The organism is Brevibacillus borstelensis (assembly GCF_036700025.1).
GTDB lineage: Bacteria > Bacillota > Bacilli > Brevibacillales > Brevibacillaceae > Brevibacillus > Brevibacillus borstelensis.
Genome location: NZ_CP144922.1, coordinates 1,496,395 through 1,512,550 on the forward strand (window position 1 = coordinate 1,496,395; position 16,156 = coordinate 1,512,550).

Genomic DNA, 16,156 nt, shown 5'->3' on the forward strand with positions numbered 1-16,156 from the left:
GAAAGGTTGCCGATGATGACTGCCCGATTGTTTGCGATTCCGGTTTTGTCATGCTTCATCAGGAATCGAATGGAATACTTCTCACCGATAGATGAACAACTGCCATATGTCTGTCGATCAGAGAAAAAGGGTGTAGGCCCTGCGTTCTTCCTCAACCTAGGGCTACATGGAAATTGCCTGCTTCTCAAGCTTTTCAACGAGTCAATAGGACAGAAGCAACTGCTGGGAATTACACCCAACAACCTATGTTTTATTGCAGGTAATTTACTTACTATTATGATTAATCAGAAATTTAATGGCGGTAAGGGGGAGTCTGCTTGAGCAAGCGGAAATCTGCATCTTTATGCGCAAGGAAAGTTTCTTCGCTGTTATTGGGTCTCACTGTTGCTTCGACACTGGTCTTCACGTCAGCCGTTCCGTCGCTGACATACGCTGCATCGGCAACAGCACTTTCAAAAACCGCAACAGGCTTTTCAGCGGAAAAAGCGGATTGGCAGCTGGAGTATGAACAGACTTTTGCCCAACTGGTCAAAAAAGAATCGCTGGCCCGCTATTCCAAAGATTTGAGTGAACGCTCCTCGCTGGTGGGATCGCCCGGCAATGAGGCCAATGTAGAGTATGCCGTGCGGGAGCTGAAAAAGGCGGGGCTTCAGCCGGAAGTGAAGACCTATCATGTCTACATGTCCGTTCCCAAAAAGATTTCGGTCACGCAAACCTATCCGCAAAAACGCGAGCTGCAGGTCATCGAGAAGCTGCCCAAAGGGACGAAGCACGCAAACGAGATTGTGCCGGGATACAACGCATATTCACCCGCTGGCGAGGTGGAGGCGGAGCTTGTATACGCCAACTACGGCAGGCCCGAGGATTTCGAAGAGCTGGAAAAACGGGGCATTTCGGTAAAAGACAAGATCGTCATCACCCGCTACGGTGCCAACTTCCGCGGCGTCAAGCCGGAACAAGCGGCGAAAAGGGGAGCCGTCGGCATGCTGATGTACAGCGATCCGGCCGATGACGGGTACATAAAGGGACTCGTCTATCCGGATGGTCCATGGAGACCTGCAGACGCCATCCAGCGCGGAAGCATCCTGTACATTTTCCGATATCCGGGCGATCCGCTGACCCCGGGAGAGCCGTCAACGCCCGATGCCAAACGGATCGATCCGGCTGATGCGGATTCTCTGCCGACGATCCCGACGACTCCGATCTCTTACGGGGAGGCACGTTCCTTGCTGGAAGCGATGGAAGGAGAAGAAGCGCCGGAGTCCTGGCAGGGAGGTCTGCCGTTTACGTACAAGATCGGACCGGGGCAGACGAGAGTAAAGATTTCCCTCGACATCGATTACAAGCAGCAGCCAGTCAATGACGTGATCGTCCGCATTCCCGGGGCAAAATATCCGGAGCAAATGGTGGTGATCGGGGCTCACCGTGACACTTGGGTAAAAGGGACAAGCGACGATCTGTCGGGCTGGACGGCCACGATGGAGATTGCCCGCGTCCTCGGGGAAATGGCGAAAAAAGGCTGGCAGCCGGATCGCACGATTGTCCTGGCCGGATGGGACGGGGAGGAATACGGCTTGCTTGGCTCGGTCGAATGGGCCGAGGATGAGCGCGAGGAATTGACGAAAAACGCCGTCGCCTATATCAACATGGACGGATTGGGCGGTCAGTTCTTCGGCGCATCTGCGGTGCCTTCACTGAAGCAGCTCGTATACGAGATCACGAAAGAAGTAACAGAGCCAAGAAGCGGCATGTCGATCTACGATGATTGGTATTTGAGATCGGGACGCAAAGAGCCGGCGATTGGAAAATTGGGCAGCGGGTCGGACTACACTCCGTTTATCCAGCACCTCGGCGTGCCGTCGCTCGATATGGGGTTCGGTGTTGCTGGCGGGCTGTATCACAGTGCCTATGACAACCTGGAGGCGATGGAGAGGTTCACCGATCCGGGCTATGAGCATCATGCAGCCGGTGCCCGATTGGTCGGAATGACAGCGCTTCGCTTGGCAAATGCGGAAGTAATACCGTTCAAATACTCCGATTATGCGGCCGACGTTCGGGCAATGCTGGAGGAGCTGGCCGATAAAGGAACGCTCGGTGTCGATCTGTCTCCGGTGATCGCTCAGGCTCAGGAGTGGCAGGCTGCGGCCGCTGCACTTGAGGAGAAGGCGGCGAATATCATCGAAGACGGCGTAACCGAAGAGGAGTACGGCGATTTGGCAAAGCTGAATGCGGCACTGCTCCAGCAGGAGCGCGACCTGCTCAAGCCAGAGGGGCTGTCCGGCCGTCCGTGGTATAAGCATCAGGTATGGGCGCCGGGGCTTACGACCGGTTATGCGGCGCAGCCTCTGCCAGCCATCGCTGAGGCCCTGCAAGCCAATGATCCCGCGGCATTGCAAAAGGCGGCGGAGAAGCTGAAGGAAGTGTTGGCAAAGGCGGCAGAAACGGCTCGTTCGGTGAAATAAGAATAGGCAAGCACTCGGGGGTGTACAGCCAAGAGGTCCGCGTGAATGCGGACCTTTTTCGTGTACCGAACCAATGTCGGGTGCGGAACCAATATCGAGTGCAAACCACTATCGAGTACCGAACCAATTTCACGGATACGCAACTAATCAAGACGGTTTTGCAAACAGGGCCAGGTTCACTCGTTTGACAGAGAGAGCGGATGGTCCGTCACGGGTGCTTTGAACAAGACAAAATCGCCGGACCACATTCTTGAAGTGATCACGATCTTTTCCGTCCCTTGCTGAAAAAAATAACCCGAGCCTTCTTGCTGTAAAAAAGTCCAGCCCGCTTTGCCCATTTCTTCGATCAGCTTGTCTTTTTCTGCTCCTCTTTGGGCAGCAATGCCGTACCAGACATAGCTTCGTTCGGTTGCCAGTTTTCTGAACCGGCCGTTTGCTTCTCGCAATTGGGATACAACCGTCTGTTTCGAAACGGATGGAAAGGGCAGTTCGGGATAAAGAAAGGCAGGGCGGTCGGCAAAAAGGAGCATGCCGCCCAATAGACAAATCAGCAAAAAGAGAAAAACTGTTTTTCTCGCCATATGTTCGCAGCTCCATTCAATCGTGGTCGGGTCATGCGATAGAAATCTTTTTACCAGCGAACCATTTGAGAACATGAGTTCGTTTGTGTACAATGTAATTTATGATGCTTGGTTCACACGATCTCTAACTTTTATATACAACATGCTCGTCAACGGAGGGATGACAATTGATCGAAACCATCATGGTTCCATTGGACAGTAAAATGCAGCGGGTGCCCGTGCTGACTTCCAAACATCTGAAGGTGTACGGCTTGCTGATCAAGGGTACGGACATAAACGAGCTTGTAGCTGACAGAAAGACGAGACATATTATAAATGAGCTGTGTCGTCTCGGGTGGGTAAAGCCTCGTGCCGAGAGGAAATATTCTTCGCAGAGATATATCTGATTTTTCAAAACTGAATTGTTTTACAAAGATTCATGAAATTTTAACACATTGCAAGAAAAACGATCACATTTATCGGATATAATGGGGGTGAAGTACACAGGAAGCATCGAAAGGGGTAAATACTCTTGAATCTGGTGTTAACGGAAGTGCAATGCAAGGAATGCAAGGCTCGGCTCACGGAGTATGAGATCGAAAACAACAACTCTGTTTGCATGGATTGCTATAAGGAGACTCAAGAAGATAATTAATCTGTTTGGATAGAAGGACCCGTCTTTGCGATTGCAGCAGAGACGGGTTTTCTTTTGCCGAGTCCATTCAAAAAGAGATTCGCCTGCATTTAAAATTTGCATTCACCATTGAAAACCAACAAATCTTTTCCGGCAGACCTCTGGATCAGCGCTTCCGACCCGTGGTTTTCGGCGAATTGTCTTTCCTCATCGGTTATCGGAATCATCCAGAGCAGGTTGACCGGGTCTTCTCCCATGTCCGGAAAAGAAATAGCAGGAGCATTCGCCGGTTGGGCGAGCAGGACAGATGTGAACCTCTCGTGAATCTGGCCGATTTCGCGGCAAGGAATAGTATGGCCGCGGGCGAAAAAGGTGAGGGATGACCAGGGCAGCGAGGTTTGCCCACTGATGTATTGCAGCATCTGCTTTTCGTTTTTGGCGAGCCACTCTGTTTCGCAGGCAAAGGCGAGCTCAAAGCGCCGTAGCCGCTCCGGTGTTTCCGTATACTGCTCGACCTTGGGCTGCGGCAGGATGGAGACGCCGAGTGTGACGACATAGGTGATCTCTTCCTTGACAATCTTGACCATCGCTTTAGGCGGCCAATGGCCGCCGTCGATCGCGTAGTAGTTGTCGATCGGGCCCAGCTCTCGGGTGATGGCGTCAAGGTATTGCTGCTGCAGGTGCGTCCATGGATTCGCGTCCCAGCTTTGCCAAAACTGCTTGGCAGACTCTACGCGCTCATACAGTGCATTCGTCTCGGACGTTCCCAGCGGAAAGCACAGGTCCGACTCGCCGATGCAATCCCGGGCATAGGAAGGGTAGAAGGAACGTCCGTCGTCCGAAGGGCCGGCCCATCCGGGGATGACGCTGAGAATCTCCTCTTTGTAAAGAAGGGCGGCAGCATCGCATTCCTCAAACCAGACGATAGACAGGTGATCGGGGTCCAATCTTTCGGCACCTTCGGGATGGGCGCACAAGGCTCGCGGCAGCATCGGACCTTTGCCGCTTTCCATCGCCTCCAGATCGAGCGATTCCGGCGCTTTTTTGTAGTTTCGGACCCAGCAGGAGCGGATGCGGGCATACTCCTCGCCGGGGTAATCCCATAGGTAAAAGTAGACGCAATCGTCGTATTCTTCTACAAAGGCCTGGATAGGACAAAAGGGGGATAATTCCTCCAAAAGAATGTTTTTCATCTATTCACCTCAATAATCATGTTCTCCCAACCGATACATATATGGATTGATATACAACTTCAGGGTGGATATGGAAAAAGGATAGCACAGTTGTTGCGAAGGAAACAAATTTAGAAATAGTAAATCAATTTTCCGGAAGAGAGGGTTTGCCATGCAGCAGTGTACATTGTACGTTTCCATTCAGGATCGTGAAAGCGTAACGGATGCCATTCGGAAGGCGTTTTCCGAAAAAACGGTTGAAGTCTCAACAGATGGCCGGGCTGTGACCGTCAGCAGCAAAAAATGGTTCAGCAAAAGCACGATTACCTTCAATACGCTGAGAGAGGACCTCGATCCGGAAGCGTTTGACCAGATGAAAAGAGGGATGTACGGTTATTTTTCGCAGATTGAAACGCCTCATCTGCGTGTTCAACAGAAGCTGCTCATGCAAATCACGGCTCTCAATGTCGCAGTAGGAATCGTGTCGAGTGACGGGATCGACAAGGAAACGTTTCAAAAAATACTGGAGATTGCCCGAAGCGTGCATGGGATCGTTTTCCTCCCTACAGGCGAGATGCTCGACAAAGAGGGCAAACTCATTCTCGACACGGCAGGCGAATCAGAGCTGGAGGATTTTATCTTGACTGTCAGTGTTGATCTGATTGATGGACATATACACCCCACGCCATCGGGAGAGGCGCGCAAACAGAGAAGCATGCAGCTTCTCAGGGAGCAGGGAATCCCGGTGATTGATCACCTTCCTGTAATCGTCGGGGACGAAGATGCGGTGATCCGGACAAAGGATGAGATCGTCCAGCGAGCAATCGCACTGTGTCTGATCGCGGTTTATTCCGGCGGCATTGCCGAGAATGGCAATGTCGAGGAAGAGCGAGAGTTTATCGAGGGAATCATCGAGCAATACGGCGCGGAAGGATTCTTTACGGAAAAAGAGCGGGCCTTCCTGTACAACGATGCTCCCGACCGGACGGACACGATCCAGATGGTATGGATGTACGAATGCTACTGGGTGCTTCTATGGGCGCTCGGTTACGTGGAGACGCTTGATTTCCCATCAGACATTTGCGATGTGCAATCTGCCATTGACTGTCTGCGTCTCGCCGAAAACTACGATGCCTTCTACCAAAATGCGACGGTACGCAGCAAAACAGAAATCCTGGACCAGGCAGATTTGATATACCGTTACGACTGGGCATGTGTAGACGCGAGAATCAACAATCGTCCCGTCGCAGGCGGTTTAAACGACGAGGTGGTGCTGGAGAGGCACAGAGCGCTGAACTGGCTGGTGCGTTATATGGATGCCGACTGGGATGACGTTCAGATGGATACGTAAGGCAAGCCGTTTTTCGACATTTTGCTTCTATTTATAGAACATTTCTTGTCTATTTGCACAGACGGGCCGCTGCTGTTGTTTACTAGACGAATCGGCTGCTGCTGTCGGTTGAGCATGTTCTCTCATCGGGGTAAGATATGATCAACATCGTGTCAATAAAGTGATGGACGAACCAAAAAGGGAGCGTGCGACAGATGAACAACAGCCCGACGATGAAACAAGCATTGCTTGCGTATGTAGACGCATTCAACGCCGGTGACGCGGAACGTCTTCTCGCGTTGTTCGCTGAGGAAGCGACGGTGGAAGACCCGGTCGGTCTGGAGCCGAAGAGGGGACGAGCAGAGTTTGAGCAATTTTTCCGCTATGCCATCTCAGGCGGGGCCAAGCTCGAGCTGGTTGCGCCGCCGCGCGCTTCTTTCAGCAACCATGCAGCGGTCACCTTCATCGTGCACACCGAAATGGAAGGCCGTGCCGTCGGGATTCACGTCACCGATGTGATGACTTTCGACGAGAACGGAAAGATTGTCCACATGCGGGCTTTTTGGGGACAGGATGACGTGCGTCCGGCGGATTCCCCCAACGCGTAAACGCCTCCAACACGTAGTCGAAGACATTGTCCGAGCGGATCGCAAATAGATTTGCAAAAATGATCGTCGGTTTTGAAGAATAGCATTTGGCAGGCAGCCAGGCTTGGATGTAATTCCGCCCGGCTGCCTTTTTTTGGCCGGCCCGATCAGCTTCATGAGCAGGAGCATCGCGTAGAGAAGCCTGTTTTTCCGATGCATCGCAAGAGTTTTCAGGTCTCGGAGCGATACGATTTTCCCATTTGTGCGCCCAGGCCGAAGTAATGGCGGAAATTGTAAATGAGCGGAGACCAGGAGGCAGGATCGATGTAATTTTCTCCGAGGACGATATCCTCTGAGGCGTGCACCTTGACTGCCTTTACTTCCACAATGGCAAAATCCGGGCTGTGCTCGGGCGTGCGGATGTTTACGACCTTGGCCTCTATCTGGAGCGGGCATTCGAGAATCCGCTTCGGCTCTACGGTAGCGGAAGGCATCGGCGTGAAGCCGGCAGCCGCAAATTTGTCCTTTTCATAGCGGAAGCCCATCTGCTCTTTATAGGAAGGAACGGGGTCCTTGCCGGTGAGCGGCGCCAGCAATTCTACCTGTTTCCACAGGGAAGGGTCGGGAAGATTGAGCACGCATTCGGGATGCTGACGCAGGTTCTCTACTGCTTTTCCGCCGTATCCGATGCCCATGACGATGCAGTCGCCGAGCGCCCAGGAAGAAGAGATCGGGCTGATATTGGTCGAGCCGTCTTCGTTTTTGGTTGTCAGCAATACGACAGGTGTGCCGTAATACAAAATGTTGGGCTGAATGCTTTTGTGAGCGAGTGCGTTTGTTTTCATAACCTACCTCCATCGTTTCATCATAAGACGAAACGATTATAGCAAGCAGATATTTCGGCAGGGATCGAAGTATGGAATTATTTCGGGAAAGCTTTTGGCTGAAGCAGGCTCTTGTAATGATCGCGATACGCCCAGAGCAGGAAGCATTGCAGAACAAAGACGATGATTCCCAAAGGAAGCAGCGAAGGATCGGCGAACAGGTGAAACGTCAAAATATTGACGGCAACCGGGGCCAGAATGACCAGTGATAAAGGCACGAAAAAATTCAGAAGCAAGCCCAGTCCGCAGACGATCTCCACCGTTTTGACCAAGACCAATAAATACCCTTGCAAAAACTCCATCGCTGGCGGACTCGTCGGAAAGATCGGCGGCTGTCCGAAAATAACGAGGTAGCCGTTGAAGCCTGCGCCTAAAAAGATAAGTCCGAGTAACAGGCGGCACAGCAAAATGGTGGTTCGCATGATCATGACATCCTTTCTGGAAGGAGATAGGATATGCCACCGGGTGTGTGACCGGGTGGTCAATAAGGAAAGTATAGTCCGTTTTGACCGGGTGGTCAATACAGGGTGTGAACACTCAATTTTGCGGGGCCAAGCAACGCTCTGGAACGAAGGGTTGCCATTCCAAGCAGCAATGTCATTGTCATCGGTACGGGGGGCCGTGTCTTTGAGGAGGCAGCACTTGTGCAAATTGCCGGGCAACAAAAAAGCCTCGAAAAACCGATGGTTCCGAGACTCCAAGTATTGATGATGTATGCTTATTCAAGCAGATGCTGCTTGAGTCTTAACAAGCGCTCGGGCTGGATGCTGCAGGCCTGACACAAATAGGTTTCCATGTCTCCGTACTCATTCAGAATGCCCTGACAAACCTCCTCCAAATAGTCCCGGCGCACCTCCAGCATCGGCTTTACCTGATCCGGCGAAACTCGAAACAGACTCATCCACCTGATAAAGGTCTCGATTTTTTTCATGCGCGGCCCGATGGCATCGTTTGAAAACAGGTAGTCTTCCAACACATTTTGATAAGGGACCCCGACGAGAAGCTGAATGACGGCGGAGACAAAGCCAGTCCGGTCCTTTCCTCCTGTACAGTGAATCAGCGCCGGCAAATTCCTTTGTTCGGAGAGATGCGTGATGATTTCGTTCAACTGAGCATGACTGTTAAAAGCCATGTTGTGATACATGTCCTTCATGATGTGCTCAAAATTGATCGTATTTGCTTGACTGACCAAAAACTTGAAAAACGCCAGGCGTGTAAATTCCTGGCTGCTGTCATAAAGAGATACGCGAATGACTTGGATCCCGTGCTGGGAAGTAATCCGGCTGGTCTTTGAACTTCGCTCGCGCGGCGTTCTTAAATCACAGATGGAGGCGATTCTCAGTTGCTTGAATTTTTCTATGTCTTTTTGCGACAACCGGGACAAGTCTGCAGAGCGAAACAGCACACCTTTCTTCATTACACCGCCGTCTGTGGTTTGAAAGCCGCCTGCATCGCGAAAATTATATACTCCGTCGAATGGAAGGACCGAACGTGGCTCCAAGGTTTTCATGAACATTTCCCCCATGCAAGCAGATGAAAAACGGGTACCTCCTGGAACGTTCTCAAAAAAATGTGCACATGTGATTGAAATGGTTTTTATGGTCACATAAAAGCCGGAAGAAAAGACTGCGACTCATACAGTCCCCGGTTTACTTCTAGGTACTGAGCGATTATGATAAGTATAATGACCATGTGACGAAAAGTCCATAAAAAGTCACACGATTGTAAAAGGGAGTTTGTCATGCCGAAATTCACCGAGCAAGAAAAAGAACAAGTTCGCCAATCTCTCTTGATAAAAGGCAGGGAATTATTTATTCAATACGGGCTGGCCAAGACCAGCATTGATGATGTCATCCTCGCGTGCGGAATTGGCAAGGGCACCTTTTATAAATTTTTTGCTTCCAAGGAAGAGCTTTACTTTGAAATTTTGAAGAATGAGGAGGAAGTCAGGGAGACGGTGCTAAGGGAGCTATTTCGAGAAAATTTGCCTCCAAAGGAATTGCTGGCTTCTTTTTTCCGCACCTCATTTGAACTGGTCGAGAAGAACCCCTTTCTTCAACGCGTTTTTCAAAATGATGAACATGAGCGGCTTGCCCGCAAGCTTCCTGAGCAAATGAGACAATTTTCACAGGAGAACACAGAGCGAGGCATCCGTGCAGTCGAGCTCTTGATCGAGCGCGGGGCGCTCCCGAAGGATGATCCGCAAGTCATCGTCGGCATTATGCAGGCTGTCATGATGATGCGGCTGCACAAGCAAGACATTGGCCACGAGATCTTTGCCGATGTGATGGATAAAATCATCGAGTTTGTAGCGGAAGGATTGACCCGAGAGAAGCAGCATGCGGAAAAATGATTGCTGTTTCCCGTGAAAGGGTCCAGCTACGCAAAAAGAAGAAGGTGACGAGGTGCAAACCATTCATTTATGGAGCCAGGACGAAGAACCGAACAAAGTCAAGCTGCTGAATGCGGCTCTGCTTGAGTTTGCCGAAAAAGGCTACACACTTGGCTCTACGAACCAGATCGCGCAAAATGCCGGCATCTCCAAAGGGATGCTGTTTCACTTTTTTTCCAATAAAAAAACGTTGTACCTGTATATCGTGGATGCTTGCCTTGATTACTTCCAGACTTACCTGAAGGGGCACATGCAGATGCGTTCAAGCGACCTGCTGGACCGTGTGGCGGAGCTTGGCATGGCGCGAATGAAGCTGTTTTTCGAGGAACCTTTGATCTACCGGCTGGCGGTCGAGACCTTTGTCCGGTACCCGGCGGAGATCAGGGAGGAGATTGCGGGGCGGGAGCAGCAGGTGTATGAGAGCTATTTGACGATGCTGCTTGAGGGATTGGACAGCTCCGTCCTCCGCGAAGGCATTTCTCCGGCGAGAGCGGCCGACTTCCTGATTACGGCTGTCGAGGCTTTGATTCAGAAGCACGTCCGGGCACATGTAAATCAGGAGGACAAGGGGCTGGACGCTCTGCAGCAATTTTTCGGCGAGCTGTCCACCTATATGGATATGGTGCGCTATGGACTGTACCGTTAGACGGTGAATGAAGAAACGGCTGTCTGGCTAAGGTCTGTTGATCGATCTTTGCAGGACAGCCGTTTTTTCGCGGGTACGACAAATACCTTTTGCAGTATATGAGCAATGGAGTCGGGGGTAACGAAAGGCGGTTGAAGTGTAAGAAGGTTATTGCTGTGCAGGGGGGTGGCAGAATGTGACGATGTTCCCTGTTTAAAAGGCTGGACCGAACAGGAGGCGTCATGCCTCTTTCTCTGACTGGCGATACAGGGCGGTGATGGCCTTTGCCTCTGCGATGACCTTCTCGCGCAGCTCGAGCGGCTCAATGACTTCTATGCGCGACCCGAGTCCGAGGACAATTTCACAAGCAGAGTCCAAAGTCTGAAATTCGACTTCGGCTTCGATCCACCCGTCGGCAGCGGGAGCGGTATGAATGACTTTGGCATAACGCTCCTGGCGAAAGCGGGACAAACTCGTTTCCACAAGCTTCACGCGCCCGGGATAGGTCGGCAGATTCGCCTTGAACTGCTCGGTAGACTGCTCCCAGTAACGGGCGAGGTCAAAATTGGCCGGCCGCTCAAAGGCTTCGTCAAGCATCCGGGCAGAAAGCAGGCGGGAAATCCGATAGGTGCGAACTTCGCCGTCCACCTGCGCGACCATGTACCAGACGCTTCGTTTTGCCACCAGTCCTAACGGCCAAACAATTCGTTCCACAGCGGTTTCCTCTCTTTGGTAGGAGATGAACAGCTTTCGGCTCGCCCATACAGCCTCTTGTACAGCAGGGAGAAAAGGAAACGACTCGTCGGACTGGTGCCAGCCAGCTCCGTCGATGTGGATGAGCTGGCGAACAGCTTCGGCGTCACGGCGTGCTTTTGCCGAGGACGCTGCCAGCAGTTTTTGGAAGGCAGCCTCGAACCGATTTTTGAGGCCGAGATCGCTCAGCAGGCTGGAAGGATGCACAAGCAGCAGCGATTGAAGCTCCTCCGTCGTCATCCCTGTCAAATTGGTCCGGTATCCCTCCGACAGCGACCATCCGCCCTGTGAACCGCGTTCGGCAAAAACGGGGATTCCCGCCGCGCTTAGAGCCTCCATGTCGCGGTGAATCGTCCTTTCGGAAACCTCGAGCATTTCCGCAAGCATCCGGGACGTCAGCCGACCGTGGTTTTGCAGCAGCAATAAGATGGAAAGCAATCGATCTGCCCGCAAGGAAAGTCCTCCTTTGATCCGAAACGGTGTTCCGGTTTTCATACCGGTTGCTTTTTTGATCATACCATTTTTATATGACAGGAGCTGTCATATATCATGTTCAGTAAGAACTTCAGTACCTGGGAATGTCAGATGAGTACGGTCTCACCGCGCGGGACGTCAGCCGGCCGCACTGGGGCAAGTGCGTGGCAGAACGGGCTTTTGAATACTGGCCTTCTTTTTTTAGGAAAAGAAGTGTACAATCCATCATATAGTTAGAATATTCTGCATAAAAAGGCGGAGGAGGAGCAGATCATGGACTTTGACGTACATCGTTACCGGAACCACTTTCCTTCCTTGCAGCGGAAGGTTGGGGACAACTGCGCAGCCTATCTGGATGGCCCGGGAGGAACCCAGGTGCCAGCGCAGGTCATCGCCGCCATCGCACAATACTATGAGACGAGCAATGCCAATGCCCACGGTCCGTTTGTGACAAGCGAGGAAACGGATGTGATCGTGGAGAGAACGAGGGAGGGGATGGCCGCTTTTTTAGGGGCTGCTTCTCCCGGCAGCATTTCGTTTGGGGCCAATATGACCACGCTCGCCTTTTCTCTCAGCAGAGCGCTGTCGCGCCTCATTTCTGCCGGAGACGAGGTCATCATCACCGATCTCGACCACGAAGCCAATCGCGGACCATGGCAAACGCTGGCTGAAAAAGGAGCAGTCATCCACTCGGTCAGGATGACATCGGGCGGGCAGCTCGATATGGACCATTTGCAGTCGCTTCTATCCCCCAAGACGAAGATCGTCGCGGTCGGGTACTCATCGAACTCGCTCGGTACCGTCAATGACCTGACTGTAATAAGGGAATGGACACGGGCTGTCGGTGCCTGGATGATCGTGGATGCCGTCCACTACGCCCCGCATTTCCCGATGGATGTGGCGGCGCTTGATCCCGACTTTTTGCTATGCTCCGCCTACAAGTTTTACGGTCCCCACGTCGGTGTGCTGTACAGCCGTCCCGGATTGCTGGACCACATTCCGACCGACAGACTCCGGCCGCAGCTGGCGGAGGCTCCCTACCGGATCGAAACGGGCACGTTGAACTTTGCTGCATTGGCGGGGGTGAGAGCAGCCGTCGATTATATCGCTTCGTTTGGGAACGGTGAAAGCCTTCGCGAGCAGCTCACGAGCGGCATGGCGCTGATCCATGACCATGAAGAGCATGTCGCCCGTTACTTGTACGACAGGCTTTCAGCCTTGCCGCAGGCAAGTGTATATGGCCAGCCGTTTGGAGAAGGGCTGCGGGCGCCCACTGTTTCCTTCACTGTACAGGACGTACATACGGCAGACGTGGCGAAGGCTTTGGGCGAACAGGGCCTGTTCGTCTGGGGCGGCCATTTTTACGCCATGCGCGTAGTCGAGACTCTGGGACTGGAAGATATGGGCGGGCTGGTCCGCGCAGGCATCTCCTTGTACAATACGGTGGAGGAAATCGATCGATTGATTGACTGTGTCGAGGCGTTGAAAAAGTAAAAAATACAGGATGCAGGCAGGCTTTTCTTCGGTTAAAGCCTGCTTTTTTTGGTGCGCCCAGCATGGGCGATAGCTATAGGGTGAAAGTCCCGAACGGGGGTTGGCTGTACCAACCGTTAGCTCAAGGCAAGGGTGTCGACCGCGAGGTCGAATCTGAAGGAAGCCGGCGGCAAAATCCCGACCTGAGGTACACGAACCCAATTTGAGGCTGTTGTATCCGGGCGAGTCTGCCAAACAAGACAAAGCCCCATACAGCCAAGGGATACAGTAGTAAACTTGGGCAGGTACATGGGATGAAAGTTATCGTTCTTACCTGGGGAGGTCTGCATGAAACGCCTTCAACTGTTGGTAACCGTCTCCGTAAGGAGACGCTGAACATGCAGAAGTCAGCAGAGGCCATAGTACCCGAGTAGAGGACGCTTGAATGGGGAAGGGCCGAACATCAAGTCAGCATGCGATCCATGTCTTTTGATACGGTACGTCGAAGCAGAATTCTGTCAAGGAACTACTTTTGAAGAGCAGGGGTGAAGCCCCGAGGGTACAAAAGAGGGCTGAGTATCGTACAGCAAGCACGGAGTCCGCATGTGCGAAGGAAGGAACATCATTATGGATTTGCTGGAAAAAGTCTTATCACGGGAAAACTTACGGATGGCACTCCAACGAGTGGAGGAAAACAAAGGTGTCGGTGGAGTCGATGGTGTTTCAACCGAACAACTACGCGATTATCTACGTGAACACTGGCAAGCCATCCGCGAGAAGATGGAAAGGGGAACCTATAGACCTTCACCTGTTCGCAGAGTCGAAATCCCGAAACCTGACGGTGGTGTAAGGTTATTAGGCATTCCCACCGTGGTAGACCGCTTTATTCAGCAGGCCATCCTCCAAGTGTTAACGCCGATCTTCGACCCCACCTTCTCGGAATCTAGCTATGGGTTCCGTCCAAAACGTAGCGCTCACATGGCAGTAAGGAAAGCGCAAGCGTATATCTCCGAAGGATATCGTTTCGTGGTGGACATCGATCTAGAGAAATTCTTTGATCGCGTAAATCATGATATTCTAATGAGCCGTGTGGCTCGAAAAGTTCAGGACAAGAGAATTTTAAGACTGATTCGTTCCTACTTGAATGCGGGGATCATGATAAATGGCGTCTGTACAACATCAAGTGAAGGAACACCGCAAGGTGGGCCGTTAAGCCCACTTTTGGCAAATATCCTACTTGATGATTTGGACAAGGAACTCGAAAAGAGAGGCCACCGTTTCTGCCGCTACGCAGACGATTGTAATATCTACGTGAAAACAAAACGGGCAGGGGAACGAGTAAAGAAGAGTATTCAAAACCACTTGGAGAAGGTACTAAGGCTAAAAGTAAATGAGGAGAAAAGCGCGATAGACCGACCATGGAAACGAAAATTCTTGGGCTTTAGTTTTACCTTTGCAAAACAGACAAGGATTCGCATCCACCCCAAATCCCTCCTCAAGCTAAAAGAGAAAATCCGCACGATCACGAATCCGGTGTGGAGCATCTCGATGGAGAAGCGGATTGAAAGAATAAATCAGTACCTCATGGGCTGGATTGGATATTTCGCCCTTGCAGACGCGAAGGGCATTCTACAATCCATTGAGGAATGGACAAGGCGCAGGCTCCGTCTTTGTTTGTGGATGCAGTGGAAACGCGTGAGAACCAGATATCGAGAACTTCGTTCTCTTGGCATATCTCACGTAAAAGCCATTGAAATTGCAAATACCCGCAAGGGTGCATGGCGTACCACAAAATCTCCGCATATACACAAAGCCCTCGGCATTGCCTACTGGCAACAACAAGGGCTGAAAAGCTTAGTGCAACGATATTCTCAAATTCGTCAAGCTTGGTGAACCGCCGTATACCGAACGGTACGTACGGTGGTGTGAGAGGACGGGGGTTAGTCGCCCCCTCCTACTCGATTGTGCTTTTTTGTGTGCCGTTTTTTAGTCGAGCAGAAGAATAGCCGGACCGAGCAAAACAGGGAGTATCGTATATTCCTGCGAGAAAATGGAATGCTGTACGTAGTGGCATTGGGCAAATCCGGTTTGCATGAAGGGAGGTACAGTGCAAAGTGATGGCGATGGAGCCGAGAGATTGCGATATGTCTCCGATGAAACTGCAGGTAGAGAGTGATTTGCAACAGCTAATCCTCGACATCCAGCACAGTTTGGTCTCGATGAGAGATGAAAATCACTGCGTTCTGGGAAACCTGGACCAGATCAAGCGGAGATTCTTCCAGATTGAATCGACAGCCGCTTCCTTTTATCTCTATTGTTACTTGGCGCCCTTTACCGATAAATACCCGGATTTATCCCTGACCATCCAACATCTGTCCAGCCGCAGACACGGCGCCTTGATCGTCATTGAGCGAAATGAGCCGCTCGACCAATGGATATACAAGGGGACACCGGTTGGGGCGACGGTAAGCAGCTCGCTATTGGAGTCCATTTTTTATCCCGGAAGTCCGCTGCACGATGGCGCTGTGCTGATCCAAGGAAACTCGATTGTCTCAGCGGGGAATGTGCTGCCTCTCTCCGACAACAATCTGGGTGATCCCAGCCTCGGTACAAGGCACCGCGCTGCCTTGGGATTGACAGAACGGAGCGACGCGCTCGTGCTCGTGGTTTCCGAAGAGACGGGAAGAGCTCGCTTTGCCTATCAGGGAAAACTGTACCCGCTGCCGACTGTGTAAGAACAATGCGTGCAGCGGGTTTTCGTTATGCCATCCGCCCGGCAGCCACCCCTTTTTGCAAAGAGGGGCGACAAC

General features: G+C 51.9%; 15 protein-coding genes. 9 read left to right on the plus strand and 6 right to left on the minus strand.

Annotated elements, in window-relative coordinates:
• Positions 1 to 317: 317 nt before the first annotated feature.
• A complete protein-coding gene (locus V5G20_RS06990) occupies positions 318 to 2,462 on the plus strand; it encodes a M28 family metallopeptidase (RefSeq protein ID WP_338463293.1) in 2,145 nt (714 codons plus the stop codon).
• A 176-nt stretch (positions 2,463 to 2,638) separates the two neighbouring features.
• Here the strand turns inward: V5G20_RS06990 and V5G20_RS06995 are convergent, their stop codons facing one another.
• Positions 2,639 to 3,043: a hypothetical protein gene (locus V5G20_RS06995; protein WP_003389633.1), complete on the minus strand. Its 405-nt coding sequence runs from the start codon at positions 3,041 to 3,043 to the stop codon at positions 2,639 to 2,641.
• A 167-nt stretch (positions 3,044 to 3,210) separates the two neighbouring features.
• Here V5G20_RS06995 and V5G20_RS07000 point away from each other — a divergent pair, with 167 nt between their 5' ends.
• A complete protein-coding gene (locus V5G20_RS07000) occupies positions 3,211 to 3,429 on the plus strand; it encodes a hypothetical protein (protein ID WP_003389632.1) in 219 nt (72 codons plus the stop codon).
• Positions 3,430 to 3,766: 337 nt separating this feature from the next.
• On the opposite strand, the gene V5G20_RS07005 is transcribed toward V5G20_RS07000, so the two are convergent.
• Complete coding sequence (locus V5G20_RS07005) at positions 3,767 to 4,849, minus strand: suppressor of fused domain protein (protein WP_311068097.1); 1,083 nt, start codon at positions 4,847 to 4,849, stop codon at positions 3,767 to 3,769.
• Positions 4,850 to 5,000: 151 nt separating this feature from the next.
• Here V5G20_RS07005 and V5G20_RS07010 point away from each other — a divergent pair, with 151 nt between their 5' ends.
• Positions 5,001 to 6,179, plus strand: a complete 1,179-nt coding sequence (locus V5G20_RS07010) for a DUF4272 domain-containing protein (RefSeq protein WP_122958476.1) — start codon at positions 5,001 to 5,003, stop codon at positions 6,177 to 6,179.
• Positions 6,180 to 6,373: 194 nt separating this feature from the next.
• Positions 6,374 to 6,766, plus strand: a complete 393-nt coding sequence (locus tag V5G20_RS07015; protein WP_122958477.1) for a nuclear transport factor 2 family protein — start codon at positions 6,374 to 6,376, stop codon at positions 6,764 to 6,766.
• 209 nt (positions 6,767 to 6,975) lie between these two features.
• Here V5G20_RS07015 and V5G20_RS07020 read toward each other — a convergent pair whose 3' ends face one another.
• The 3 genes from V5G20_RS07020 to V5G20_RS07030 all read right to left on the minus strand — a co-directional run bounded on the left by V5G20_RS07020 (position 6,976) and on the right by V5G20_RS07030 (position 9,139).
• A complete protein-coding gene (locus V5G20_RS07020) occupies positions 6,976 to 7,590 on the minus strand; it encodes a flavin reductase family protein (protein WP_122958478.1) in 615 nt (204 codons plus the stop codon).
• A gap of 77 nt (positions 7,591 to 7,667) precedes the next feature.
• The gene (locus tag V5G20_RS07025) at positions 7,668 to 8,051 is read right to left on the minus strand and encodes a hypothetical protein (RefSeq protein ID WP_003389626.1); all 384 of its coding nucleotides are present in this window, start codon (positions 8,049 to 8,051) and stop codon (positions 7,668 to 7,670) included.
• 296 nt (positions 8,052 to 8,347) lie between these two features.
• Positions 8,348 to 9,139, minus strand: coding sequence for a tyrosine-protein phosphatase (locus tag V5G20_RS07030; protein WP_024983447.1), 792 nt, complete (start codon positions 9,137 to 9,139; stop codon positions 8,348 to 8,350).
• Between the two features lie 231 nt (positions 9,140 to 9,370).
• On the opposite strand from V5G20_RS07030, the gene V5G20_RS07035 reads away from it, so the two are divergent.
• Both V5G20_RS07035 and V5G20_RS07040 read left to right on the plus strand, forming a co-directional pair.
• Positions 9,371 to 9,982 carry a TetR/AcrR family transcriptional regulator gene (locus V5G20_RS07035; RefSeq protein ID WP_031931930.1) on the plus strand — a complete coding sequence of 204 codons (612 nt, stop codon included), beginning with the start codon at positions 9,371 to 9,373 and terminating at the stop codon, positions 9,980 to 9,982.
• A gap of 52 nt (positions 9,983 to 10,034) precedes the next feature.
• Complete coding sequence (locus V5G20_RS07040) at positions 10,035 to 10,667, plus strand: TetR/AcrR family transcriptional regulator (protein ID WP_122958479.1); 633 nt, start codon at positions 10,035 to 10,037, stop codon at positions 10,665 to 10,667.
• A 219-nt stretch (positions 10,668 to 10,886) separates the two neighbouring features.
• On the opposite strand, the gene V5G20_RS07045 is transcribed toward V5G20_RS07040, so the two are convergent.
• On the minus strand, positions 10,887 to 11,852 hold the full coding sequence (locus V5G20_RS07045) for a YafY family protein (RefSeq protein WP_338463294.1): 966 nt from the start codon (positions 11,850 to 11,852) through the stop codon (positions 10,887 to 10,889).
• A gap of 294 nt (positions 11,853 to 12,146) precedes the next feature.
• Here V5G20_RS07045 and V5G20_RS07050 point away from each other — a divergent pair, with 294 nt between their 5' ends.
• The 3 genes from V5G20_RS07050 to cdaS all read left to right on the plus strand — a co-directional run bounded on the left by V5G20_RS07050 (position 12,147) and on the right by cdaS (position 16,081).
• Positions 12,147 to 13,367 (plus strand): cysteine desulfurase-like protein, encoded by a 1,221-nt coding sequence (locus tag V5G20_RS07050; protein ID WP_024983443.1) that lies wholly within the window; start codon positions 12,147 to 12,149, stop codon positions 13,365 to 13,367.
• Between the two features lie 606 nt (positions 13,368 to 13,973).
• Positions 13,974 to 15,239 (plus strand): group II intron reverse transcriptase/maturase, encoded by a 1,266-nt coding sequence (ltrA, locus tag V5G20_RS07055; RefSeq protein ID WP_024985202.1) that lies wholly within the window; start codon positions 13,974 to 13,976, stop codon positions 15,237 to 15,239.
• Positions 15,240 to 15,463: 224 nt separating this feature from the next.
• The gene (cdaS, locus tag V5G20_RS07060) at positions 15,464 to 16,081 is read left to right on the plus strand and encodes a sporulation-specific diadenylate cyclase CdaS (protein ID WP_081924263.1); all 618 of its coding nucleotides are present in this window, start codon (positions 15,464 to 15,466) and stop codon (positions 16,079 to 16,081) included.
• Positions 16,082 to 16,156: the final 75 nt, after the last annotated feature.